Genomic DNA, 25,449 nt, shown 5'->3' with positions numbered 1-25,449 from the left:
CGAATCATTCTTTAGATATAACTGTTTACTGAAATGGACAATATGTCTAATTTTTTTGTTAAAATTGTTTACAAAATAACACCGACTCAAAAATTAGACAAAATCTGTTGCGCGGTATAAAGAATACGTCTAAAATCCGCCCAATCCGCATTACCATTTATCCAAAAGAACAACATCATGACCGCACAAACCCTCTACGACAAACTTTGGAACAGCCACGTCGTCCGCGAAGAAGAAGACGGCACCGTCCTGCTTTACATCGACCGCCATCTGGTGCACGAAGTAACCAGCCCACAAGCATTTGAAGGCTTGAAAATGGCGGGGCGCAAACTGTGGCGCATCGACAGCGTGGTTTCCACCGCCGACCACAACACCCCGACCGGCGATTGGGACAAAGGCATCCAAGACCCGATTTCCAAGCTGCAAGTCGATACGTTGGATCAAAACATCAAAACATTCGGCGCACTCGCCTATTTCCCCTTTATGGACAAAGGTCAGGGCATCGTACACGTTATGGGGCCCGAACAAGGCGCGACCCTGCCCGGTATGACCGTCGTCTGCGGCGATTCGCACACTTCCACCCACGGCGCATTCGGCGCACTGGCGCACGGCATCGGCACTTCCGAAGTCGAACACACGATGGCGACCCAGTGCATTACCGCGAAAAAATCCAAATCCATGCTGATTGCCGTTGAAGGCCGTCTAAAACCGGGCGTTACCGCCAAAGATGTTGCCCTCTACATCATCGGAAAAATCGGCACGGCAGGCGGTACGGGCTACGCCATCGAGTTCGGTGGCGAAGCCATCCGCAGACTTTCCATAGAAGGCCGCATGACCTTGTGCAATATGGCGATCGAAGCCGGCGCGCGCTCAGGCATGGTCGCTGTCGACCAAACCACCATCGACTATGTAAAAGACAAACCCTTCGCACCCAAAGGCGAAGCGTGGGACAAAGCCGTCGAGTACTGGCGCACGCTGGTGTCTGACGAAGGTGCGGTATTCGACAAAGAATACCGTTTCAAAGCCGAAGACATCGAACCGCAAGTTACTTGGGGCACTTCGCCCGAAATGGTTTTAAACATCGGCGGCAAAGTACCTAATCCTGCCGAAGAAACCGATCCGGTCAAACGCAGCGGCATGGAACGCGCCCTCGAATACATGGGCTTGGAAGCCGGTACGCCATTAAACGAAATCCCTGTCGACATCGTCTTTATCGGTTCTTGCACCAACAGCCGTATCGAAGACTTGCGCGAAGCCGCCGCCATCGCCAAAGGCCGTAAAAAAGCGGACAATGTACAACGCGTATTGATTGTCCCCGGCTCCGGTTTGGTTAAAGAGCAGGCAGAAAAAGAAGGCTTACACGAAGTATTTATCGAAGCCGGTTTTGAATGGCGCGAGCCGGGCTGCTCTATGTGCCTCGCCATGAATGCCGACCGCCTGACCCCGGGACAACGTTGCGCCTCCACTTCCAACCGTAACTTTGAAGGCCGTCAAGGCAACGGCGGACGCACCCACCTCGTCAGCCCCGCTATGGCAGCCGCCGCCGCCGTTACCGGACACTTTACCGACATACGCACGATGGCTTAAAGTATTTTCAGACGGCCTTTATTCATCAGGCCGTCTGAAACAACACCTTACACAAGTAAGTTTTCCTATTGCGAAAAACGTCCGAAAAACTTCTCAATCATTGATAACTTGAAAGGAAACTAGTATGAAAAAACTGTTTGCATTGGCTGCCGCAGCCCTCATCCTGTCAGCTTGTTCCAGCACTTGGTCAGGCGCAAAAAAGGATGCCAACCGCAATTGGGATAAAACCAAAGAAACTGCTGAGCGCGTAGCCGATAAAACCAAAGAAACCGCCGAACACGTTGCCGACAAAACCGGCGAAGCCGTTAAAAAAGGCGGCAATGCAATAGGCCGCGGCATGAGCCATGTTGGCAGCAAAATCGAAGCCGCTACCGAATAATTCGGTAAATCAGACCGTCTGAAGCTCCTGACCCTGTTTTAGACGGCCTGATACCTGATTACTTGTTCAGACATTTTCACGATTCCAAGCAAAGGGAGAAACAATGAGTAATCCGTCAAGCTGGTTTGGTATTCACGCTCATGATTTGGATCGCGCCAAAGCCTTTTACGAATCCGTATTCGGCAAGCCCCTGCAAGACGTTGGCAGCAACGGATTCCGTTTCATCATTTTCCCAGCCGATTACACCCAACACGGTACGGCCGGCATGATTTGGCACGACAGCAATGCCCAACCCGGTCACGGCGGTACAACTATTTTCTTCAATTGCCCGGATTGTGCCGAAACAGCAGAAAAAGCCGTTGCAGCAGGCGGCAAACTGTTACAAGAGAAATTCCGCATTGCCAACGGCTTTGCAGCATTTATCGAAGACACAGAAGGCAACCGAATCGGTTTGCACAGCACACGCTGACCCGAATAGCCATAAAATTTCCCATTATTACTATAAGAATCTGACATGAAAGCCTTTACCAAAATTACCGCCATCGTCGCCCCGCTCGACCGCAGCAACGTCGATACCGACGCCATCATCCCCAAACAATTTCTGAAATCCATCAAACGCAGCGGCTTCGGCCCCAATGCCTTTGATGAATGGCGTTACCTCGACCACGGCGAACCGGGCATGGACAACAGCAAACGCCCGTTGAATCCGGATTTCTCCCTGAACCAGCCACGCTATCAAGGCGCACAAATCCTGTTGACGCGTAAAAACTTCGGTTGCGGCTCTTCACGCGAACACGCCCCTTGGGCATTGGACGACTACGGCTTCCGCGCCGTCATCGCCCCCAGCTTCGCCGACATCTTCTTCAACAACTGCTACAAAAACGGCCTTTTGCCTATCGTTTTGACAGAAGAACAGGTTGACCAGCTTTTCAAAGAAGTTGAAGCTAACGAAGGCTATCAGCTCTCCATCGACCTTGCCGAGCAAACCCTGACCACCCCTAGCGGCGAAACATTCACATTCGACATTACCGAACACCGCAAACACTGCCTCTTAAACGGCTTGGACGAAATCGGCCTGACCCTGCAACACGCTGACGAAATTCACGCCTTTGAAGAAAAACGCCGCCAAAGCCAGCCTTGGCTGTTTAACGGTTGATATACAAAAGGCCGTCTGAAAAATTTAAGTGTTTCAGACGGCCTTTAATCTACAAAAATATACCATGATTACCGACACCATAAGCAATGCCACCCGCTACGCTGCCTTGCATCCCGACTTTGCCGAAGCCTTCCATCTGTTGCAGACCTTGGATTTTACCAAACTGCCCGACAGCCAAGTGCCGTGCGAGAATCCCAATATCCGTATTTTTATCGGTAGCGAGCCGATGAGGACGCAGCGAGAAGCCCAGCCTGAAGCGCACTTAAAACATATTGATATTCAAACGCCGATTGACGGCAGCGAAACATATGGCTGGATAGACAGAGGCCGTCTGAAAAACGGTTTAGGCTACAACGAAAAGCGCGACATCGAGTTTTTCGACTGCGAACCGGAAACCTGGCTGACCTTGGAGCCAGGCGAATTTGCGCTATTTTTTCCGAATGATGCGCATGCACCGTTAGTCGGCGACAAGGCAAACATACGCAAAGCGGTATTTAAAATCCGTATCGAAACAGAGTGTCTATAACGGCATCTTGGCAGCGTATCCGACCTCTAAACCTGCCCGAACTTTTTTCAGACGGCATCCCCACTCTTTATTGACAAAAAAAGGAAAAACAAAATGACCAAACATATCGCTATCTTGCGCGGCGACGGCATCGGCCCTGAAATCGTCGCCGAAACCGTCCGTGTACTCGACAAACTCATCGCCCAAGGCTTGGACGCCGGCTACGAATACGCCCCATTGGGCGGCGAAGCCTACGACGAATACGGCCATCCTTATCCCGAATTCACGCAAAACCTCTGCCGCAAAGCCGATGCCGTCCTGCTCGGCGCGGTCGGCAGCCCGCAATACGACAATCTCGACCGTCCATTGCGTCCTGAGCGCGGCTTGTTGACCATACGTAAAGACTTGAATCTGTTTGCCAATTTGCGCCCCGCTATCCTCTATCCCGAGCTAGCCAACGCCTCCACGCTGAAACCCGAAATCGTCGCCGGTTTGGATATTTTGATTGTGCGCGAACTGACCGGCGATATTTATTTCGGCGAACCGCGCGGCATCCGTGTTCTGGAAAACGGCGAACGCGAAGGCTACAACACCATGAAATACAGCGAAAGCGAAATCCGCCGTATTGCCCACGTTGCCTTCCAATCCGCCCAAAAACGCAGCAAAAAAGTCTGCTCCGTAGGCAAAGCCAACGTTTTGGAAACCACCGAACTGTGGCGCGAAATCTTTGAAGAAATCGGCAAACAATATCCCGATGTCGAGCTTTCCCATATGTACGTCGACAACGCCGCCATGCAGCTCGTGCGCGCGCCCAAACAGTTTGACGTGATTGCCACCGGCAACATCTTCGGCGATATCCTCTCCGACGAAGCCTCCATGCTGACCGGCTCCATCGGTATGCTGCCCTCCGCCTCGCTGGACGAAAACGGCAAAGGACTGTACGAACCGTCCCACGGCTCCGCCCCCGACATCGCCGGACAAAACAAAGCCAACCCGCTGGCGACCATCCTCTCGCTCGCCATGCTGCTGCGTTACAGCCTGAACGACGAAGCGCGCGCGCAACAAGTTGAAAACGCCGTCCAAAAAGTGCTGCAACAAGGCTTGCGTACCGGCGATATTTACGAAGAAGGCACAAAACTCGTTTCCTGCTCCGAAATGGGCGATGCGGTACTCGCCGCCTTGTAAAAAAACAAAGCGCGGATCACACCGCGCTTTTTCATCCGCCCTTTTCCGCCCGCCCCGTTCGTCAACTGCCTGCAAACCCACCGTTTACCGGCAGGAAATGCCATAAATCCCTGCCTATGTTAGGATAAACGCCTTTACCGGCCCACACAAAGGATTATCATCATGAAAAAAATCATCATCGCCGCGCTCGCAGCAGCCGCCATCGGCACTACCTCCGCCGCCACCTACAAAGTGGACGAATATCACGCCAACGCCCGTTTCGCCATCGACCATTTCAATACCAGCACCAACGTCGGCGGTTTTTACGGTCTAACCGGTTCCGTTGAGTTCGACCAAGCAAAACGCGATGGCAAAATCGACATCACCATTCCCGTTGCCAACCTGCAAAGCGGTTCGCAACACTTTACCGACCACCTGAAATCCGCCGACATCTTCGATGCCGCCCAATATCCGAACATCCGCTTCGTTTCCACCAAATTCAACTTCAACGGCAAAAAACTTGTTTCCGTTGACGGCAACCTGACCATGCACGGCAAAACCGCCCCCGTCAAACTCAAAGCCGAAAAATTCAACTGCTACCAAAGCCCGATGTTGAAAACCGAAGTTTGCGGCGGCGACTTCAGCACCACCATCGACCGCACCAAATGGGGCGTGGACTACCTCGTTAACGTTGGCATGACCAAAAGCGTCCGTATTGACATCCAAATCGAAGCAGCCAAACAATAAAACATTTGATAAGAATCAATAAAGATGCCGTCTGAAAGGTTTCAGACGGCATCTTTATTTTCATCATGATAAATTTACCATATCATATCGTACTAATCCTTATTAATTATATTGGATAAACTTTATGACTACTCCGTTTAAGCCAAATACGCATCGTCTTTTTAATCTCAACATCATCCTACTATCCCTGCTTTCCGCATCGGCTTACGCACAGGACACGGCAACTGCCGAGTTGCCCCAAGTCAACGTTAGCGCGCACAAAGACAAAAGCAGCCGCGACCTGCAGGCCAAAGACGTTTTAGGTGACGGCGACGTGCTGACCGCCCATGATTTGAAAACCAAACGTGCCGTCTCACTCGGTCAGACTTTGGAAAAAGTCGGCGGCGTACAAAACGCTGGTTTCGGCCCCAATACCGGTCTGCCTCAAATCCGTAGTTTGAGCGGTTCGCGCGTCTATATCAGCGAAAACGGCATGGGTGTGTCCGATATGGCGGCAATCAGCGGCAACCTGCCTACCATGGTCAACCCGTTTTTAGCAGATAAAATCACGGTTTTGAAATCCTCAGCGGCAGTCCTGTACGGCGGCAACGCCATCGGCGGCGCGGTTGATGTCGATACCGGCATCATCCCGCACAAACTGCCGGAACAAGACTTCGGCGGTAAAATCGAATTGAGCGGCGGCTACAACACCCCGCACAACGAAGCCTTCCGTTTCGACGGCAAGACCGGTAATTTCGCATGGCATCTTGATGCTTCCAACAGCCAAATTTCAGGCTACCGCATCCCCGGCTCAAGCAAGCCCGATTTGTGCTACGACCCGGCGAACCGCCTCAACTCGCGCCTAATGTGGTCTTGCCAGATTACGCCGGAAATTGAAGAAAAACTCAATTACGGACATTTCAAATATAAACTCAAAGACAGCGCATCTTTTTTTAAGAAATACCCGGATGCCGATGAGAGTGAAGCCTACAAATTGGTAAAACCGATGTGGGGTGAATGGATTGACAATCCGCTTTACGACGGTTCACCTAATCGACGGCATACAATAGTTAAGGCCATGCGCGACGATACGCCCGTCCGCAAAGGCCACCTGGGCAACAGCAGCCTGAAAAACCGCAGCGTTTCATTCGGCGGCAGCTATATCGGCGAGAGAGGCCACATCGGTGCCGCCGTCAGCCGCAGCCTGTACCGTTCCGGTATTCCCGGTTTCTCCTATTACAATATCGACGGCAACGGCAACCGCAAACTTGCTGCAGAACCCGCATCCGTCTATTCTCAGCAAACACGCTGGCTTGTGGACGCACTTTACCGTCCGCAATCCTCTTGGGTGGACAACGTCAGCTTCCTGACCTCATACACCGATACGCCGAATACCGAACTCTTGGGCTCGACCAAGGTTAACAGCCTCGACAGCCGTACCCTCCAAAACCGTATCGAGCTGAACCACCACTTCTCCTCTCTGTTTAACGGCAGTATAGGGGCCGACTACAAACGCCGCCATACCGAATCTTCGGGCTTGAACGGCAAACGTACCGGCAACTATTCCTACCTGCCCGATACGAACAGTCGTGAATACGGCATATTTGTCTTGGAAAACCTCAAATACCGCAACTATGAAGCCTCGCTCGGTTGGCGTTATGGCAATGTCCGCCACGGCCTTGACTTGGGCAGCTACAAAACAGCCCGTAATACTGGTTCCAAAAAAGGATCTGAGCAACGGAGCAGCCTCAAATACAGCCTCAACAGCTTCCATGCGTCAACCGGTTGGAAACCCCTTTCGTTTTGGAAAATAAATGCCCGCTACAGCCGCTCCCAACGCGCGCCGGAAATTAACGAACTCTATGCAAGCGGCAGCCATTATGCGCAACTTGCTTCGGAAAATCATTTTTCCGATTCCGTCTTACGTCCGGAAACTGCCAGAACATGGGAATTCGGCAACGAATTCGCGTGGAACGGCGGCAAACTCCGCGCCAACTATTACCAAACCCGATTCAACGACTACATTTATCTGTCTGACTCTGCACATGACGGCGGCGACCGCCTGCCGACCAAATACTGGCGTGCGGCAGATACCCGTATCCAAGGTTTGGAAATCGAGCTGACCCAACTTTTCGACCTGAAACAATACGGACAACTCGAACTGCGTCTGTTTGCCGACAGGGTTCGCAATCATGCCGACGACAAAGACAGTAGGAATGCGGACTCAAACCGCCTGCGCAATGACGGCTACTATATGCCCAACCTGCCTGTTTCCCGCTACGGGCTGGGTGCAAGCTGGAACAAAGGAGCATGGCAAATCGGCAGCAGCCTGACCCGTTACGCCGCCGCCAAACACACCGGAAACATGGCTGCGGCATACAAAGAACCCTCACTCGGCTCCTACGCCCTGCTCGATGCCTATGTCAGCCATACACAAAAACACGGCAGATACAGCACAGAATGGTTCTTGGACGGCCGAAACCTGACCAACCGTACCGCGCGCGCGCAAAACTCCATACTCAAATACATTGCGCCGCTGCCCGGACGTTCTATCCGCACCGGTGTGAAAATTTCGCTGTAAACATCAAATACCGCCTGTAAACGAAATGCCGTCTGAACATTCTTCAGACGGCATTGATTTATTTCAAACACCGATACAGCGTTCAATCTACCACTTTTTTCAATTCTGCACGCATAGCATCGATTACCTCCTTGTAATCCGGTTTGCCGAAAATTGCCGAACCTGCAACAAAGGTATCCGCGCCGGCTTGGGCGGCGGCGGCGATATTGTCGGTTTTGATGCCACCGTCCACTTCAATGGCAATACGTCTGCCGCTTTTCTCTTCATAGCGGTCAAGCATGGCGCGAACCTGTCTGATTTTTTCCAAAGTGTGCGGAATGAAGCTCTGACCGCCAAACCCGGGGTTGACCGACATCAGCAAAACCATATCCAGCCTGTCCAATACGTTTTCCAACAGATATACGGGCGTTGCCGGATTCAACACCAGCCCCGCCTGACAGCCCATGTCCCGAATCAGGCTCAAGCTGCGGTCAATATGGCGGCTCGCTTCGGGATGGAACGTGATGATTGATGCTCCTGCTTTGGCAAACGACTGAATCAGGTCGTCCACGGGTTCGACCATTAAATGCACATCAATCGGCACACACGCATACGGTTTTAATGCCGCGCAAACCATAGGCCCGAAGGTCAGGTTCGGCACATAATGGTTGTCCATCACGTCAAAATGGATTAGATCTGCACCTGCCGCAATGACGCTTTCCACCTCTTCGCCAAGCCGTGCAAAATCTGCCGATAAAATGCTGGGTGCGATACGGTAAGTAGTCATGTTTTTTCCTTCAATATCCTTTTATAGTGGATTAACAAAAATCAGGACAAGGCGACGAAGCCGCAGACAGTACAGATAGTACGGAACCGATTCACTTGGTGCTTCAGCACCTTAGAGAATCGTTCTCTTTGAGCTAAGGCGAGGCAACGCTGTACTGGTTTAAATTTAATCCACTATACGTTCCGATTCCGCCGTTATGTCTGCCTGCCGGACATACGTACGCATTATTAACAAAAGTTAACTGCGATAATACCATCTTTCACACGTCAATCTAGTATATTTCCTAAAATTTCCAACAAGAGGAAAAGCCGTGCCACTGCCTGCTCCCTGCCGTTTTGCCAAACCTGCCGCCTCTTTTTTAAGTATGGCTTTGCTTTCCTGCCAGCTTTCCCACGCCGCCACGGCTTATATCCCCCCGAACGATTTTCAACCGAACTGCGACATACGCCGGCTCGGGCTGACCCAAAGTCAGCACAATGAGCTGCGTAAAATCCGCACCGCCTTCAAAATGGCGGGCGACAGGGCGCGTTTGAAGGTTATGCATTCCGAACACAGCCGCCGCCGGTCTGTCGTCGAAATCATTTCCTCGGATGTTTTTAATCGGAACGAGGCGCGCGATTATGTCGAAAGCCGCTACCACTCCAGCATGGATTTTGCGGTGGACGAATTGGAAATCCAACACCGCTTCTTCCATATCCTCACACCGCAACAGCAGCAAATGTGGCTTTCTTCCTGTCTCAAATAACTCCTAAAAAACTTACAGCATCCGTTTTTCCGGCAGCCTGCCCGCCCAGTCGCAGGCAAACTGCCAAGCGGAACGTCCCGAGCGGTTGCCCCGCATCTGCGCCCACTGCAACGCCGCCGTCCGGGCGGCTTCATCATATGGTATATCAAAATCTTCCAACCAGCTTTGCACTGCCGACAGATAATCGTTTTGATCGAACGGATAAAAGCTGAGCCACAATCCGAATCGGTCGGACAAAGATACTTTTTCTTCCACCGCTTCTTTCTGATGGATTTCTCCGCGCACGCCTGTCGTACCTGCATTTTCATCCAAATATTCGGGCATCAGGTGCCGTCTGTTGGAAGTCGCGTACACCAGCACGTTGGCGCAACGTTGGGACAGACCGCCGTCCAATGCCGTTTTCAATGCCTTATAGGTTTCGTCGCCGCTTTCAAATGACAAATCGTCGCAAAATACAATGAATTTTTCCGAACGTTCCTTCAAAAGCGTCAACAGATACGGCAGGCCGATCAAATCGCTTTTATCGACTTCGATCAGGCGCAATCCCTTATCCGCATATTCGTGCAGCAGGGCTTTGACCAGCGAGGATTTGCCTGTTCCGCGCGCGCCGCTCATCAATACGTTATTCGCGGGTCTGCCGGCTATGAATTGTTCGGTATTACGCACCAGCAATTCGGTTTGCCTGCCAACTCCCGCCAGCCTTGCCAAGGGGAAGGTGTGCGGATCGGGCAAGTGTTCCAAAAAACCTTTTTTGCCCGCACTCTGCCAGCGGAAGGCAAGCGCGTTCCAATCCGTATGCCCGGGTTCGGGCGGAAGCACGGCATCCAAACGCCGCAAAACGGCATAGGCTTTATCGAGAAATTCGTTCAACTCCATCTCTACCTCACTTTGCATATCTTTGCGCCATCAGCCGTTCGACTGTGTCGACGATTGCCTGCGTATTCGGATCGATTTCGATGTTGATCCTGTCGCCGACCTTTCTGCTGCCGAACAGCGTCCGTTCCAAAGTTTCGGGAATCAGATGGACATTGAAACGGCTGTCTTCGACTTTGCCTATGGTCAGGCTGCAACCGTCCAAGCCGACGAACCCTTTAGTCAGGATATAGGGGTTGAGTTCGTCCGGAAGCTCAAACCAAACCGTGCGGTTGAACCCGTCCCGTTCGATTTCGACAATAGGCACGGTTGCCATAATGTGTCCGCTCATGACGTGTCCGCCGATTTCGTCGCCGAAACGTGCCGCCCGTTCGATGTTGACGCAATCGCCTTCCTTCAGCAGCCCTAAATTGGTTTTTGCCAAAGTTTCTGCCATTAAATCGAAGCTGACGCGGTTTCCTTCGATTTCGGTAATCGTCAGGCAGCAGCCGTTATTGGCAACCGATGCGCCGCGTTGCAGATTGTCCGCCGCCTCTTGCGGAAGCTCGACGACATAAGTGTGAAATGCCTCCGACGGGCGGTGGATTGCCGTCAGTTTTCCCAATCCTTGAACAATGCCTGTAAACATAATCCTGTTTCCCTATGTCGGTAAAATAGTGTAAATTGTAGCATTTCCCCGCGAAAAATGCCGTCTGAAACGCCTTCAGACGGCATTGTGCCTCCAGTTCGGGCAAAAACCGCCCGGTACGGCCTGACCTTTCCTTTCCGCGCCGGTCGGCAGTGTTGCCCTTATCCCTCCTGCAAATCGGTTTGCGTGTTCAAGTCGGCAAAATGCCCGTCAAACTCGAATCTGACCGGCCGCGCCCTTTGCTGCTGCAACCAGCTTCTTAATGTTTTCATACCCGAAAACAGATAGGGAATCGCGCTTTGCAGAATTTGCGGGCGGATATACATAAGGTTGTAGTGCATCGTTACCGGTGTTTCCACATAAAACGCATTGCACAACGGTGTGCGTTTCGACACGGTTTCAAACCTTGCCACCAAATCGTCCGGCAGATACGGCATATCGCACGGCACAACCAAAAGCCAGTCGGCAGTCGCCAACTGCAAATCGTTGGCGGCGGTACACAATGCCGAAAGCGGGCCGAAATGCTGCCACTGCCGCGCATCGGGAAAAATATGCGGACTTCTTCGAGCATATTCTTCCAAATTCCGGTTGGTGCTGATGGCGATATGGCTGACCTGCGGCCTGACCCTGTCGATAACATGGTCTATCAGTGCCTTACCCCCCAAAAGAGCAAGCCCCTTGTCCCCGCCTCCCATACGGCTCGCCTGACCGCCAGCCAGTATCAGGGCAAAAGTTTTCATTGCGGATGTTCTCTTGGAAAAGTTCGAGGTTTTCATGATTGCAGTCTGCCGTTCCCAATGACTCAAAATGCCGTCTGAAGCAGACGGCAAATAAATTCATATTATCTGAATTTTATCATAACATGATTTAACACTGAAGCGGTGCGGATTAAGTTTTCCTTAACCAATTCTTTCTGAGCAGTTGTATCTAATCCCAAAGAATGATATTGTTTGCATTATTTAGAACAATTTTTCGCCGAGCATGATACTGCCAGCCCGTTTTTCAGACGGCATCAGCCTTTCCCTGCGCCTGAAACTCCTGACCGGACTGTGGGTCGGGTTGGCGGCATTGTCTGTCGTTTTGACACTGCTGCTCTCTTTGCGTCTGGAAAACGCGGCCTCCGTCATCGAAGAGGCGGGCAACTTGAGAATGCAGGCATACCGTCTGGCATACATGGCTGGTGAAGGCTCGCCCCGTGCGCAAATCGACAATCAGGTTGCCGAATTTGAAAAAAGTTTAAAACGCATTGCCCAAAGCGATGCCATCCATCCGCTGATTCCCTCCGACAATCCCCTTGCCTACGATTTGATACAGTCCATGCTGATTATCGACTGGCAGGCAAACATCCTTCCCCCGCTGCAGGCCTACCGCCGCCCGACACAAGTCGAACTTTACCGCTTTGCCGGAAACATCGAACTGTTTTTGCAGGCATTGGAAAATGCCAACGAAAAAAACACATGGTGGCTCAGGCGGTTTCAATGGGCGATTATGCTGATGACGCTGGTGTCGTCGGTACTGATGCTGTTCTGGCACCAAATCTGGGTTATCCGCCCGCTTCAGGCATTGGGAGAAGGTGCGGAACGCATCGGTCAGCGGCATTTTGACATCCCTGTTCCCGAAGACGGTACGCCGGAATTCAAACAGGTAGGTCGCTGTTTCAACCAAATGGGCGGCAAACTCAAAGCCCTATACGACAATTTGGAAGGGCAGGTTGCCGAACAGACCCATAACCTTGAAAAGCAAAACCGCAACCTGACCCTGCTGTACCGGACCACGCGCGACCTGCATCAATCCTATACGCCGCGACAGGCGGCGGAAGAATTTTTGAACCACATCCTCCCCGCCGTCGGCGCACAATCTGGCAGCATCTGCCTGGAAAACGGTTCCGACACAGACATTTCCGTCCATACGGCCGAACACGGCAAAAACCCCCATCATTTGGAAAAATACCATGACGAAACCTTCCCCATCGAATATCAAAACGAGAAACTGGGCATGCTTTCGCTCAGCTTTTCAGACGGCATTTCCCTCACCGGAGACGACCGCACGCTGCTTCAAACCCTGATTCGGCAATTGGGCGTATCGCTCGCTAGCGCGAAGCAGGAAGAAGAAAAACGCCTGCTTGCGGTATTGCAGGAACGCGGCCTGATTGCACAGGGGCTGCACGACAGCATCGCGCAGGCATTAACGTTCCTAAACCTACAGGTACAGATGCTGGAAACCGCCTTTGCCGAAAACAAACAGGAGGAAGCCGCAGAAAACATCAGCTTTATCAAAACAGGCGTGCAGGAATGTTATGAAGACGTCCGTGAACTGTTGCTCAACTTCCGTACCAAAATCAGCAATAAAGAATTTCCCGAAGCCGTTGCCGACCTATTCTCGCGCTTCACGCAACAGACCGGCACGACTGTCGAAACCGCTTGGGAAAACGGCACGCACCTGCCTACACAGGACGAGCAGCTCCAAATGATTTTCATCCTTCAAGAAAGCCTGTCCAACATCCGCAAACACGCCCGCGCCACTCATGTAAAATTCACCCTTTCCGAACACGGCGGACGCTTTACCATGACCATCCAAGACAACGGACAAGGTTTCGACACGGAGAAAATAGGGGAATCCACGGGCAGCCATGTCGGACTGCACATCATGCAGGAGCGTGCCAAACGCATCCGTGCCGTTTTAGAAATCCGTTCCCAACCCCAACAGGGAACCACCGTCTCATTGACGGGTGCATCTGAAGAAAGCTTGAAATGACCATTAAAATTATCCTGATAGACGACCACACCCTCTTCCGCAGCGGCATTAAAGCCCTTTTGTCGCGCCAACATGGTTTTGAAGTCATCGGCGAAGCCGCAGACGGCCTCTCGGGCATCAAAATGATTAGTCGGCTGCAACCCGATGTCGTCCTGCTCGATTTGGATATGCCCGGCATGAACGGACGCGAAGCACTCTCCCAAATCATCAGCATCAATCCGCAGCAGGCAGTGATTATGCTGACCGTTTCCGAAGACAGCGACGACTTGACCGAATGTATGCGCATCGGCGCGCGCGGCTACCTGCTGAAAAACATCAACGCCGACTTTCTGCTCGAAAGCATACGCAAAGCCGCCGATGGCGATAATGTATTCTCTCCCGAGATGACCGCCAAACTCGTCAAAAGCCTGATTTCCCCCCAACCTGCCCAAGGAACGCAGGCACTCTCCTCACTTACCCCTCGTGAACTGGAAATCTTGGGCTATCTCGCCGCAGGACACAGCAACAAAATCATCGCCCGCCACCTCGATCTTGCCGAATCCACCGTCAAAGTCCACGTTCAAAACCTGCTCCGCAAACTCAACCTCAGTAGCCGGGTGCAGGCCGCCGTTTACGCCATCCGGCACAACGTCCCCCAACCTGTGCTGGAATAGGCGTTCAGACGGCATCGGGTTAGGAAAAAAGCAATGCGCCCCTTTGACGGGGTGCAATATATAAGGGACGGCATCCGGTGTGCCGTCCCTTTAAGTACGCCATTACCGCCGTAACCCGGACGGAATGGCTTAGGCGGTTTATTTCCAAGAATATTTCACACCTACGGTGCCTTGGTAGCCTTTATGTCGGTTGCTATCGAAGGATTTTTCGTAGCGAGCGTCTGCATAAAGGTAAGTGTTTTCACTTAAGGAGAATTGAGAACCTAAGCCTAATTCCCACCAAGTGCGGGCAAACTTCCCGGCTAATTTGTCCGACCCGATTAATGCGTTGCCCCCTGCCTTAAAATCGTGCCAAATATTGCCGGTGAAATAATAGGTGCGCGTGCGTTGCTTATCGTTCGGTTGGTTATGCGCCAAACGGAAACCGACACGGCCGCGCAAACCGTAACCTTTTTGCGAAACGGAACGAGTGCCGTCGTTAAAGTTGCCTAAGCGCAAGTATTGTGCAATCAGTTGCGCTTGCGGCTCTAAAATCCAGCTATCTCCGTTGTTGGTTTTATCTTTACCTAATGCGTAAGGGCGACCGGTTTCCACTGAAAGGGCTGCACCCCAGCCGTGATTTCTCGCACCTGTGCCGTCAACCGCCGAATAACGGTTATTTAACCAAGAAAGCTGCCCCACCAAATCAATGTAAGTGCCGTTTTCATGGTAACGCGTATCGGTTACACCAAGATTAAGTGCGGTAGTTTTTACGTGGGAAGTTAATTTATCTGCAATCACGATGCCGTTTTTCGCGCGGTATTCATCATAGAATTTGCTGTGGGAACGTAACGCACCGAAATACAAGCCGGTAAAACGACGAGTGAGTTTGCCCTCATCATCTTGTTTGGTTTTAACATCAAAATCGTGTCCCACTTGGAAGCCGTACATATTGGTTTTGAAACCAAAACGTTCTTTTCCATCGAGTTTGAGGTGTTTGCCGATTACGCGCCCCCAAGATTGTTTTTCCACATCCTGCCAATAACTGCCTTGCCTGTCCCAAGAAAGGGTTTGGTTTTCGCCACGGCGTTGGTGAAGCGTATCCAGCATCGCATAGCCTGATTCCAAGTTTTGACGCGGAACGAGCGTATAAGCCGGCGCACTTGGCGTGATGATGGTTTTATCTTGATTCGGCGTGGTTAAAGTCCAGAAGTATTCTGTTACACCTTTGTCATCTTTATGAGAAACTAATTGTAATTCCCCTGCACCTGTGGTTTTTGCTGTACCGGTAAAGGTTGAACGTGTATTGTAAGCGTAAGGTTTGGCTGCATCCGTAGAATTTATTTCACCGTTTGCTGTTCCTTTGTCATCGCCTAAAACTTTAATAACAGGGACACTACGTTTGTAGCGGTCGGCAAGTTCGCCGATTGAGCCATCAATAACATTTTCAGTACCATCCGTCTTAATAGCTTTGACAGTCGTATTACCAGAGGCATCACCTGTAATCGTTAATAAATCTGATTCTGAATGTGCGCCGAGATAATCGCCCGGGGTATCCCATTTGGTGTTTACTTCTAACACGCCATTATTGCCGACATAATTTCCTTCAATGGTGAGTTTGTCTGCATAGGATTGATTGGCAAGCGTAATGATGCCGCCGTTGGTGAATGTTCCCTTTTCAGTTTCATAACTTGTACCTGATAAAGCAACACCCATACTTGACTGGGTAAATGTACTTTTAGCAAGTTGTATATTCCCATCCGGTGTCTCGACTACACCTTTTGTAATCGCGAAACTACCCTCTTTAATTTTAATTGTTCCTGCCTTATCTTCTATTTCTATTACACCGTTTACAATTTTGAATGGTTTCGTAACATATTTAACGGTATTATCATTTGGTTGTTCTGTGCCATCTGCTTTTAATAGCGTACTTGATTTTATTTTGAATAGACCTTTGGCATTTATTGTGCCATTAGTGATATTCTTTTCAATTTTTTGCTCATTCGCAGCGTGAGTCAGGGTTACTTTATAATCCGTTCCATCTCCTAGAGAATGTTTTGAAGCATCTAATACACCGCCATCAGCAAGCTCCACATCATAAGCTGTCGCACGTTGAACTGACTCATCTATTTTAGGTGCGAGTTCCCAAATAGCACCATTTTTGATTGCAACATCAAGTTTAGAGCTGATGAGTCCCTCACTTTGCTGATGCGTCAAGCCAATCGCTTGCTTTATTATCCAGCGTAAAAGTGAGATCTGAGGCTTTGTTTTTTGCTAATTTTGTTTCAGCCAACCAACCTTTAGTTGCTGCTTTTGCTTCGGATCGCTTACCTTTTAATAAGAATTTTGCATTTTCGGCAACAAATTCCCCATTGTTAAACCAGTTGGCGACTTTGTTTCCCGCATAAGATACCGCAAGGCTGTTCACATTCTCAGCATTAGCGACAATCAATGAGGCATTTTCAGAAGTGGTTGAAATCTTGGTATTGTTCAACCGCACTTCTTGGTTTTTGTTTGGTTCGTTACGGGAAACGGGTACAGTGAGAAAATAGGTTACATCAGTAGCGTAATCCCCTGTATCAAACACAATAGCCGAATTACCTGATGTGATTGTTCCTGTGCTGGTTTCACTATCCGCGATTAAACGGGATTTTGTGCCAAATAAACGCACTGTAGCCGAATCCTTCGTCCCGGAAGTATCCAGCTCCATTTTGCCTGTCGAGTTGATTACCGCACCTTTGTAATCATTAGGTTTATCTGTGTTAGGTAATTCCGGTTTGCCGATTTTCAGTGCTGCGGAATGTTTGCCATTCGCTTTTACAGTGATTTTACTGTCTTTTAAATTGGCTTCCGCGCCGTCGCCTGCAATGTAGATACCCACTAAATAATCGCCAATTTTTTTGGTTGATTTATCTTCAACATTGATAGTTAATGATTTTTCAGAATTTAAAATAGGGGTTGAATGAGCGGAGTCTTTTCGATAGATCCTAATCCCTGAAAGTTGATGACCGGTGTTAGCTGTAGCACCGCTATAGCTCATAGAACCAAGAATAGTACCCGGGGTATTATCTACTTTGATTGTTGCATCATCTTTTAATGTTAAAACAGTCTTATTTTTACCACCACCACTATAATCATACCCAACCGCAATGCCATAAGCTGCATTGGAGTCGGGAGACATACCAAGTTTTCCCTCACTGGCTAAAGTAACAGCAATATTGGTTTTTCCTTGAATTTCTTCACTGCGATCCTTACGAATGATAATGGCTTTTGGATAAGTATGTATTGAAGGATTTGCAGGCGTAACAGTGATATTTACATCACCGGTAACGGTGTTTTCGGTATCGCTCACTTCGTGAATCGGACCTTCACCGGAAATCTGTTTATTTTCATTAATACTGGAATATTGAGCTGAAAAAGCTGTTGCAGAAAGAGAAGAAATCAAAATGCTCAAAAGCGTTTTGCGATAGGGAAATGGTTTCATAAGGGGCCCCGTAATTTCAGAACATAAAGATAAGTAAAAATTGATGTCAATCATTTTAATAAGAATGAACTTACTAAAATTTTACCCCCCCCCCCTCGAATATGGCAAGCAAAAAGAATGCTCGCATAATAAAAATGCCGTCTGAAACAGGTTCAGACGGCATTTGATGCTTGGAAGTCAGGCAACTTGGGTTTGATGCTCGCTTCCTTGACGCTCGCGGATGCAACCCAAACGGTACACTGTCTCGCCCTGCCCGCTCAGGAATGACTGAACCGCATCGGCATCTTCGGCAGCGACGATGACGACCATACCGATACCGCAGTTAAAGGTCCGGTACATTTCTTGGGTTTCCACATTGCCCGCCTTTTGAAGCCATTGGAAGAGCTTGGGCAATTCCCACGATTCGGCATCGATTTGGGCAACCGTGTTTTCAGGCAACACGCGCGGCACGTTTTCGGTAATGCCGCCGCCGGTAATGTGCGCCATACCTTTAATGGTAAATTTTTCCAAAGCGGCAAGAATCGGTTTCACATACAGACGTGTCGGCGCAATAACGGTCTCACGCAAGGTTTTGCCATTATCAAACTCGGCATCCAAATCGGGATTGTCGCGTTCGATGATTTTACGGATAAGGGAATAGCCGTTTGAATGTGCGCCGTTGGAAGCCAAACCCAATACCACATCGCCCGCTCCGATGCTGCGGCCGGTAATGACATTCTCTTTTTCCACCACGCCGACGGCAAAACCCGCCAAATCGTATTCACCAACGGGATACATGCCCGGCATTTCGGCAGTTTCTCCGCCAATCAGGGCGCAGCCGGACTCTTCGCAACCTTGTGCAATGCCTTTGATCACATCGGTTGCGCGCGGAACATCCAATTTGCCGCAGGCAAAATAATCCAAGAAAAACAAGGGCTCTGCACCTTGAACCAAAATATCGTTGACACTCATTGCAACAAGGTCGATGCCCACCGTATCGTGTTTGTCCCAATCGAAAGCAAGCTTGAGCTTGGTACCCACGCCGTCCGTACCGCTGACCAATACGGGATTTTTATATTTTTTGCCGATTTCGACCAACGCGCCAAAACCGCCCAAATCCCCCAATACTTCCGGGCGCATCGTGCGTTTGGCAAACGGTTTGATGTTTTCGACCAGTTGGTCGCCTGCGTCGATATCGACGCCTGCATCGCGGTAACTCAATGAAGTATTCATCATTTTTCCTTGGTAAATGGGGATTGGACGGTAAAATAACGGGGCGTATTCTACCTTATTTCGCGTTTGCAGGTTTGGATTTTTAGACAATATTGTAAACAATATTCTTTGTATGGCAGATTTTTTGACAAACCGTGCAAGGATGTTGATGACCCAAGCAAGGTCAGGTTCGGTATTTGAAAATTGTCCGGAAAAACAAGCCCGCCGGATTTTGACGGATTGCCCCATAAAATTAAAAATGCGGGTTTCCCGAAACAGCAACCGTTCCGAGACCGGAAGTACTGGCATCACCTGTCCGCAGATAATCCGGTACAAACTTTTTTATTGTTCATACAATGATTTTATTTAAGAAAATATATGAGCTATCGGACAACCCGTTTCCCGATACCGGCCAATAAAATGCCGTCTGAAATTTTTCAGACGGCATCGCGTATCATTTAAACATTAATCCAGTAAACATCAATCCAGCTTTTTAAAGTGGCGGCGGCGTTCCAATTCGCTCAGGTAACGCTTACGCAGGCGGATGGACTGCGGCGTGATTTCAACGAGTTCGTCATCATCGATAAACTCGACCGCGCCTTCCAGCGTCAGTTTGATCGGCGTGGTCAGGCGCACAGCTTCGTCGGTACCGCTGGCTCGGATGTTGGTGAGTTTTTTACCTTTGAGCGGGTTAACCACCAAATCGTTGTCGCGGCTGTGGATGCCGATAATCATGCCTTCGTAGATTTTGTCGTTGGGCGATACGAACATACGGCCGCGGTCTTCCAAATTCCACAAGGCGTAAGCAACCGCTTCGCCCTGCTCTTGGGACACCAGCACGCCGTTGTGGCGGCCGGGCATATCGGGTTTTACGGGCGCGTAGTCGTCGAATACGTGGCTCATCAAGCCGACACCGCGCGTCAGGGTCATGAATTCGCCTTGGAAACCGATTAAGCCGCGCGCGGGAATATGGTATTCGAGGCGGGTACGGCCGTTGCCGTCGCTTTCCATATTGGTCAGTTCGCCACGGCGGCGACCGAGTTCTTCCATTACCGCGCCTTGGTTGTCGTCGGGTACGTCCACGGTCAGGTTTTCATAAGGTTCGCATTTTTGACCGTCGATGTCGCGGTACACAACGCGCGGTTTGCCGACTGCCAGTTCGTAGCCTTCGCGGCGCATATTTTCCAACAAAATGGTCAGGTGCAGTTCGCCACGGCCGGATACGCGGAACACATCGGCATCGGCAGTATCTTCCACGCGCAGGGCGACGTTGGTCAGCAATTCTTTTTGCAGGCGGTCGCGGATTTGGCGGCTGGTTACGAATTTGCCTTCTGTACCCGCCAGCGGGCTGGTGTTAACCATAAAGTCCATCGTCAGCGTCGGCTCGTCCACGCTCAACATAGGCAAGCCTTTAGGATTGTCTTTATCGGTAATGGTTACGCCGATGCCGATGTCTTCGATCCCGGAAATAATCACGATGTCGCCGGCTTCGGCTTCTTCAAGCGGTACGCGTTCCAAGCCTTTGAAACCCAAAAGCTGGTTGATGCGGCCTTGGGCGATTTGCTGCTCGTGGTTCATCACGGCAACGACTTGGCCGGGTTTGATACGTCCGTTCAAGATACGACCGATGCCGAGGCGGCCGGTGTAGTTGTCGTAGTCGAGTTGGGAAATTTGCAGTTGCAGCGGTTCGTCCGCGCTGCCGCTCGGTGCCGGCGTGTGTTTTAGGATGGTGTCAAACAGCGGGCGCATATCGCTGCTCTCGTCGGTTTCTTCCAGCTTGGCAAAGCCGCTCAAACCGGAAGCGTAAACAATCGGAAAGTCCAACTGCTCGTCGGTTGCGCCCAAGTTGTCGAACAGCTCGAAAGTCTGGTCGATAACCCAGCTCGGGCGGGCGGACGGTTTGTCGATTTTGTTGATGACGACAATCGGTTTCAGCCCCAAAGCCAAGGCTTTTTTGGTCACGAAACGGGTTTGCGGCATCGGGCCTTCCTGCGCATCCACCAACAAGACGACGCAGTCCACCATACCCAAAACGCGCTCCACTTCGCCGCCGAAGTCGGCGTGTCCCGGCGTGTCGACGATATTGATGTGGTAGCCCGCGTAATCGATAGCGGTGTTTTTGGCGAGGATGGTGATGCCGCGTTCTTTTTCAAGGTCGTTGCTGTCCATCACGCGCTCGTCAACCTGCTGGTTGGCGCGGAATGTGCCGGATTGGCGCAGCAGTTGGTCAACTAATGTGGTTTTGCCGTGGTCGACGTGGGCGATAATGGCGATGTTGCGGATTTGTTTCATAATTAATGTTTTTCAAAAACTGTAAAAGATAACTGCGCATTATACCACGCTTTACCGGACAGTATTTGGGAAATGAAGATGCCGTCTGAAGCCCTTGCCTTTCAGACGGTATAGTGGATTAACAAAAATCAGGACAAGGCGACGAAGCCGCAGACAGTACAAATAGTACGGAACCGATTCACTTGGTGCTTGAGCACCTTAGAGAATCGTTCTCTTTGAGCTAAGGCGAGGCAACGATGTACTGGTTTTTGTTAATCCACTATATCTTCTTACATACTTTCAGTTATCCAGTTGCGCAACCACCTTGCCGCCGGGGCGATTTCGCCCGCCAACAGCCCTGCCGCAATGCCTGCCGATTCTTTTATGACATCCGCCGCCGCGCCGTGCAGCCACACGCCCGCGCAGGCGGCTTCAAAAACCGGCACGCCCTGTGCGAGCAGACTGCCGATGATGCCGCCCAATACGTCGCCACTGCCCGCCGTTGCCAATCCCGCGTTGCCGCTTTCGTTGACATAGATTTCCGTATCCGGTGCGGCAACCAGTGTTTTGTGTCCCTTTAAAACCACGGTTGCGCCGAAAATTTCCCCTATCTTCCTTACTGCCGCCGTCCGATCCGCTTGAACCTGTGCAACCGTCGTTCCAAGCAGGCGAGCCGCTTCGGCAGGGTGAGGCGTTAAAATCAGGTTTTTACACCCGCGCGCCATGCTTCGGATTTCAGCATTGACTGATAATATATTCAATGCATCCGCATCCAAAAGGACGGGCTTGTCCGTGTGTTCCGCCAAAATTCCGGCAAGCGTTCCGACCGCCGCCTTATCCGTACCCAATCCGCAACCGACAACCCAGGCGTTTATATCTTGACGCTTGGTCAAACCGTCTGCCGTGTCCAACATAATTTCGGGAAAACCGGCAATGACGGTGAAAGGCACCGTTTCCTGATTGAAACCCGCCCACACTTTGCCGCAGCCGAGATACATTGCCGCCGATGCCGCCAATATGGGCGCGCCGCTCATGCCGACCGCGCCGCCGACTACGGCGAGCGTGCCGAAAGTCCCTTTGTGCGAATCTTCCGCACGGGCTTTGAAAACATGGGGAAAACGCAATGCCGTCTGAAGCATACGGCGGCGGCTTTCGCCTGAAATGCGGAAAACGGGAAACATTATCCCTCCAATCGGTTAAAATAAGGCTTGAAGAAACTGATTTTACCGCCGGAAACCGATTATGAAAAACAAAACCAAAGTCTGGGACTTCCCCACCCGTCTTTTCCACTGGCTGCTTGCCGCGTCCCTGCCCTTTATGTGGTATAGCGCGAAAGCCGGCGGCGATATGCTGCAATGGCACACGCGCGTCGGGCTGCTCGTCCTTTTCCTGCTCATATTCCGCATCTGCTGGGGCATTTGGGGCAGCGATACCGCCCGTTTTTCCCATTTCGTCCAAGGCTGGGCAGGCATACGCGGCTATCTGAAAAACGGCATTCCCGAACACCTCCAACCCGGACACAACCCCTTGGGCGCACTGATGGTCGTTGCGCTTTTGGCCGCCGTGTCGTTCCAAGTCGGCACCGGGCTTTTTGCCGCCGATGAAAACACCTTCAGCACCAACGGCTACCTCAACCATTTGGTTTCCGAACATACGGGCAGCCTTATGCGGAAAATCCACCTCAACTTTTTCAAGCTGCTCGCCGTTTTTTCCGCCATTCATATTGCCGCCGTCGCCGCATACCGCGTGTTCAAAAAGAAAAACCTCATCCTCCCAATGATAACCGGCTTCAAATACATCGAAGGCAAAACCTCAATCCGCTTTGCAGGCAAAACCGCGCTTGCTGCTGCATTATCGGTTGCCGCGCTTGCCGCAGCCGCCATCCTGCTCCTGTCCTGAAACCCGACATCAATGCCGTCTGAAGCCCTTTTCTGCCTTTCAGACGGCATTCCGAACATTGCCGCTTCAAAAATACCGTTGCACAGAATATCCCACCATTCCGCAACTTCCACACAATACCGATACTTGGTATAAAATACTTTCTTTTTTCCAGCTCTCTAACACAGTACAAAATGCCGTCTGAAACCCTTCGCTTTTCAGACGGCATGAAAACAAGGAAACACACTATGCCAGAATACCGCTCCAAAATCTCCACTCACGGCCGCAATATGGCGGGCGCACGCGCATTGTGGCGCGCCACCGGCGTGATGGAAACCGACTTCGGCAAGCCGATCATCGCCGTTGCCAACTCCTTCACCCAATTCGTGCCCGGCCATGTCCACCTGCACAACATGGGCCAACTGGTTGCCCGCGAAATCGAAAAAGCAGGCGCAATCGCCAAAGAATTCAACACCATCGCTATCGACGACGGCATCGCCATGGGACACAGCGGTATGTTGTACTCCCTGCCCAGCCGCGATTTGATTGCCGACTCCATCGAATACATGGTCAATGCCCACTGCGCCGACGCGCTGGTGTGCATTTCCAACTGCGACAAAATCACCCCCGGAATGCTGATTGCCGCCATGCGCCTGAATATTCCGACCATCTTCGTTTCCGGCGGCCCGATGGAAGCGGGCAAAGTCATCGGCGTGGCCAACATCCAACCCGAACGCCGCTTGGACTTGATTGACGCGATGATTGAATCGGCGGACGACAATGTCAGCAACCGGCAAGTCGAGGAAGTCGAACAAAACGCCTGCCCGACCTGCGGCTCCTGCTCCGGCATGTTTACTGCCAACTCCATGAACTGCCTGACCGAAGCACTCGGTCTGTCCCTACCCGGCAACGGTTCGTATTTGGCGACCCACGCAGGCCGTAAAGAATTGTTCCTCGAAGCAGGACGTATGATTGTCGAAATCACCAAACGCTATTACGAACAAAACGACGAAACCGTGCTGCCGCGCAGCATCGCCACCAAAAAAGCGTTTGAAAACGCTATGACGATGGATATTGCGATGGGTGGCAGCACCAACACTATTTTGCATTTGCTCGCCGTCGCCAACGAAGCGGGCGTGGATTTCAAAATGGCCGACATCGACCGCTTAAGCCGCGTTGTGCCTTGCATCTGCAAAACCGCACCAAACAACCACGATTACTACATGGAAGACGTGCACCGCGCGGGCGGCATCTTCGCTATCCTGAAAGAATTGGACAAAGCGGGCAAACTGCACACCGACGTGCACACCATCCACGCGCCGACGCTGAAAGACGCGATTGAGCAATGGGACGTAACCAATCCCGAAAACACCCACGCCATCGAACGTTTCAAAGCCGCGCCTGGCGGCGTGCGCACTACCCAAGCGTTCTCGCAAAACCGTATGTGGAAAACCCTCGACCTCGACCGCGAAAAAGGCTGTATCCGCGATGTCGAACACGCCTACTCGCAAGACGGCGGCTTGGCAGTATTGTTCGGCAACATCGCAGAACGCGGTTGCGTAGTGAAAACCGCAGGCGTGGACGAGAGCATCCTCAAATTCACCGGCCGCGCCCGCGTGTTTGAAAGCCAAGAAGACGCCGTCGAAGGCATTTTGGGCAACCAAATCGTGGCTGGCGATATCGTCATCATCCGCTACGAAGGCCCGAAAGGCGGCCCCGGTATGCAGGAAATGCTGTATCCGACTTCCTACCTGAAATCTAAAGGCTTGGGCAAAGCCTGCGCCCTCTTAACCGACGGACGCTTCTCCGGCGGCACATCAGGTCTCTCCATCGGCCACGCCTCGCCCGAAGCGGCGGAAGGCGGCGCAATCGGTTTGGTACACGAAGGCGACACCATCGAAATCGACATCCCCAACCGCAGCATCCGCCTTGTCATTTCCGATGAAGAGCTTGCCGCACGCCGTACCGAAATGGAAGCACGCGGCAGCAAAGCGTGGAAACCGGAAAACCGCGACCGCTACGTCTCCGCCGCATTAAGGGCTTACGGCGCGATGGCGACTTCCGCCGACAAAGGCGCGGTGCGCGACGTATCGCAAATCGAAAGATAAGCCCCAAAACGTGCGGCAAAT

Annotated in this window: 21 protein-coding genes and 1 pseudogene; 14 read left to right on the top strand and 8 right to left on the bottom strand. The window is 51.4% G+C overall.

Annotation, left to right across the window (positions count from 1 at the left end; all coding sequences use genetic code 11):
- The first annotated feature begins 177 nt into the window (after positions 1 to 177).
- The 8 genes from leuC (at position 178) to ACNAU7_RS01605 (ending at position 8,098) form a co-directional block, all read left to right on the top strand.
- Entirely contained in the window at positions 178 to 1,587 is a 1,410-nt protein-coding gene (leuC, locus tag ACNAU7_RS01640) for a 3-isopropylmalate dehydratase large subunit (RefSeq protein ID WP_416300074.1), read from the top strand.
- A 124-nt stretch (positions 1,588 to 1,711) separates the two neighbouring features.
- On the top strand, positions 1,712 to 1,966 hold the full coding sequence (locus ACNAU7_RS01635; protein ID WP_107863217.1) for a hypothetical protein: 255 nt from the start codon (positions 1,712 to 1,714) through the stop codon (positions 1,964 to 1,966).
- 103 nt (positions 1,967 to 2,069) lie between these two features.
- A complete protein-coding gene (locus tag ACNAU7_RS01630) occupies positions 2,070 to 2,435 on the top strand; it encodes a VOC family protein (RefSeq protein WP_196427984.1) in 366 nt (121 codons plus the stop codon).
- Between the two features lie 45 nt (positions 2,436 to 2,480).
- Entirely contained in the window at positions 2,481 to 3,122 is a 642-nt protein-coding gene (leuD, locus tag ACNAU7_RS01625) for a 3-isopropylmalate dehydratase small subunit (RefSeq protein WP_003677355.1), read from the top strand.
- Between the two features lie 64 nt (positions 3,123 to 3,186).
- Positions 3,187 to 3,648: a YhcH/YjgK/YiaL family protein gene (locus ACNAU7_RS01620; RefSeq protein WP_416300071.1), complete on the top strand. Its 462-nt coding sequence runs from the start codon at positions 3,187 to 3,189 to the stop codon at positions 3,646 to 3,648.
- A 93-nt stretch (positions 3,649 to 3,741) separates the two neighbouring features.
- On the top strand, positions 3,742 to 4,812 hold the full coding sequence (gene leuB / locus ACNAU7_RS01615) for a 3-isopropylmalate dehydrogenase (protein ID WP_416300069.1): 1,071 nt from the start codon (positions 3,742 to 3,744) through the stop codon (positions 4,810 to 4,812).
- A 162-nt stretch (positions 4,813 to 4,974) separates the two neighbouring features.
- A complete protein-coding gene (locus tag ACNAU7_RS01610) occupies positions 4,975 to 5,538 on the top strand; it encodes a YceI family protein (RefSeq protein ID WP_025459319.1) in 564 nt (187 codons plus the stop codon).
- 124 nt (positions 5,539 to 5,662) lie between these two features.
- Complete coding sequence (locus tag ACNAU7_RS01605; protein WP_416300066.1) at positions 5,663 to 8,098, top strand: TonB-dependent receptor; 2,436 nt, start codon at positions 5,663 to 5,665, stop codon at positions 8,096 to 8,098.
- An 82-nt stretch (positions 8,099 to 8,180) separates the two neighbouring features.
- On the opposite strand, the gene rpe is transcribed toward ACNAU7_RS01605, so the two are convergent.
- Positions 8,181 to 8,864, bottom strand: coding sequence for a ribulose-phosphate 3-epimerase (gene rpe, locus ACNAU7_RS01600; RefSeq protein WP_308076316.1), 684 nt, complete (start codon positions 8,862 to 8,864; stop codon positions 8,181 to 8,183).
- A 310-nt stretch (positions 8,865 to 9,174) separates the two neighbouring features.
- On the opposite strand from rpe, the gene ACNAU7_RS01595 reads away from it, so the two are divergent.
- A complete protein-coding gene (locus ACNAU7_RS01595) occupies positions 9,175 to 9,609 on the top strand; it encodes a Spy/CpxP family protein refolding chaperone (protein ID WP_025458403.1) in 435 nt (144 codons plus the stop codon).
- Positions 9,610 to 9,621: 12 nt separating this feature from the next.
- Here ACNAU7_RS01595 and ACNAU7_RS01590 read toward each other — a convergent pair whose 3' ends face one another.
- The 3 genes from ACNAU7_RS01590 to ACNAU7_RS01580 all read right to left on the bottom strand — a co-directional run bounded on the left by ACNAU7_RS01590 (position 9,622) and on the right by ACNAU7_RS01580 (position 11,886).
- Positions 9,622 to 10,485, bottom strand: coding sequence for an ATP-binding protein (locus tag ACNAU7_RS01590; protein ID WP_416300258.1), 864 nt, complete (start codon positions 10,483 to 10,485; stop codon positions 9,622 to 9,624).
- A 7-nt stretch (positions 10,486 to 10,492) separates the two neighbouring features.
- Positions 10,493 to 11,110: a riboflavin synthase gene (locus ACNAU7_RS01585; protein ID WP_025458401.1), complete on the bottom strand. Its 618-nt coding sequence runs from the start codon at positions 11,108 to 11,110 to the stop codon at positions 10,493 to 10,495.
- Positions 11,111 to 11,271: 161 nt separating this feature from the next.
- Complete coding sequence (locus ACNAU7_RS01580; protein ID WP_042508579.1) at positions 11,272 to 11,886, bottom strand: molybdenum cofactor guanylyltransferase; 615 nt, start codon at positions 11,884 to 11,886, stop codon at positions 11,272 to 11,274.
- 205 nt (positions 11,887 to 12,091) lie between these two features.
- On the opposite strand from ACNAU7_RS01580, the gene ACNAU7_RS01575 reads away from it, so the two are divergent.
- Both ACNAU7_RS01575 and ACNAU7_RS01570 read left to right on the top strand, forming a co-directional pair.
- The gene (locus ACNAU7_RS01575) at positions 12,092 to 13,864 is read left to right on the top strand and encodes a histidine kinase (RefSeq protein ID WP_196427976.1); all 1,773 of its coding nucleotides are present in this window, start codon (positions 12,092 to 12,094) and stop codon (positions 13,862 to 13,864) included.
- On the top strand, positions 13,861 to 14,517 hold the full coding sequence (locus ACNAU7_RS01570) for a response regulator (RefSeq protein ID WP_196427975.1): 657 nt from the start codon (positions 13,861 to 13,863) through the stop codon (positions 14,515 to 14,517). Before ACNAU7_RS01575 ends, ACNAU7_RS01570 begins: the two co-directional genes overlap by 4 nt.
- A gap of 138 nt (positions 14,518 to 14,655) precedes the next feature.
- On the opposite strand, the pseudogene ACNAU7_RS01565 reads toward ACNAU7_RS01570, so the two are convergent.
- The 4 genes and pseudogenes from ACNAU7_RS01565 to ACNAU7_RS01550 all read right to left on the bottom strand — a co-directional run bounded on the left by ACNAU7_RS01565 (position 14,656) and on the right by ACNAU7_RS01550 (position 22,623).
- Positions 14,656 to 17,980: pseudogene (locus tag ACNAU7_RS01565) on the bottom strand (autotransporter outer membrane beta-barrel domain-containing protein).
- Positions 17,981 to 18,157: 177 nt separating this feature from the next.
- Positions 18,158 to 19,192: a phosphoribosylformylglycinamidine cyclo-ligase gene (purM, locus tag ACNAU7_RS01560; RefSeq protein ID WP_416300256.1), complete on the bottom strand. Its 1,035-nt coding sequence runs from the start codon at positions 19,190 to 19,192 to the stop codon at positions 18,158 to 18,160.
- Positions 19,193 to 19,651: 459 nt separating this feature from the next.
- Complete coding sequence (typA, locus tag ACNAU7_RS01555) at positions 19,652 to 21,463, bottom strand: translational GTPase TypA (RefSeq protein ID WP_416300062.1); 1,812 nt, start codon at positions 21,461 to 21,463, stop codon at positions 19,652 to 19,654.
- Between the two features lie 269 nt (positions 21,464 to 21,732).
- Positions 21,733 to 22,623 (bottom strand): NAD(P)H-hydrate dehydratase, encoded by an 891-nt coding sequence (locus ACNAU7_RS01550; protein ID WP_416300060.1) that lies wholly within the window; start codon positions 22,621 to 22,623, stop codon positions 21,733 to 21,735.
- Between the two features lie 61 nt (positions 22,624 to 22,684).
- Here ACNAU7_RS01550 and ACNAU7_RS01545 point away from each other — a divergent pair, with 61 nt between their 5' ends.
- The 3 genes from ACNAU7_RS01545 (at position 22,685) to ilvD (ending at position 25,428) form a co-directional block, all read left to right on the top strand.
- Positions 22,685 to 23,341, top strand: coding sequence for a cytochrome b/b6 domain-containing protein (locus ACNAU7_RS01545; RefSeq protein WP_416300058.1), 657 nt, complete (start codon positions 22,685 to 22,687; stop codon positions 23,339 to 23,341).
- 12 nt (positions 23,342 to 23,353) lie between these two features.
- The gene (locus ACNAU7_RS01540; RefSeq protein ID WP_283255173.1) at positions 23,354 to 23,476 is read left to right on the top strand and encodes a hypothetical protein; all 123 of its coding nucleotides are present in this window, start codon (positions 23,354 to 23,356) and stop codon (positions 23,474 to 23,476) included.
- A 92-nt stretch (positions 23,477 to 23,568) separates the two neighbouring features.
- Positions 23,569 to 25,428 carry a dihydroxy-acid dehydratase gene (ilvD, locus tag ACNAU7_RS01535; RefSeq protein ID WP_416300254.1) on the top strand — a complete coding sequence of 620 codons (1,860 nt, stop codon included), beginning with the start codon at positions 23,569 to 23,571 and terminating at the stop codon, positions 25,426 to 25,428.
- The last annotated feature ends 21 nt before the right edge of the window (positions 25,429 to 25,449 follow it).

It is taken from the genome of Neisseria sp. LACPHL-SPEC-2024-00856, from assembly GCF_047915665.1.
GTDB classification, from domain to species: Bacteria; Pseudomonadota; Gammaproteobacteria; order Burkholderiales; family Neisseriaceae; genus Neisseria; species Neisseria polysaccharea.
This window is presented reverse-complemented; position numbering and strand designations above follow the sequence as displayed.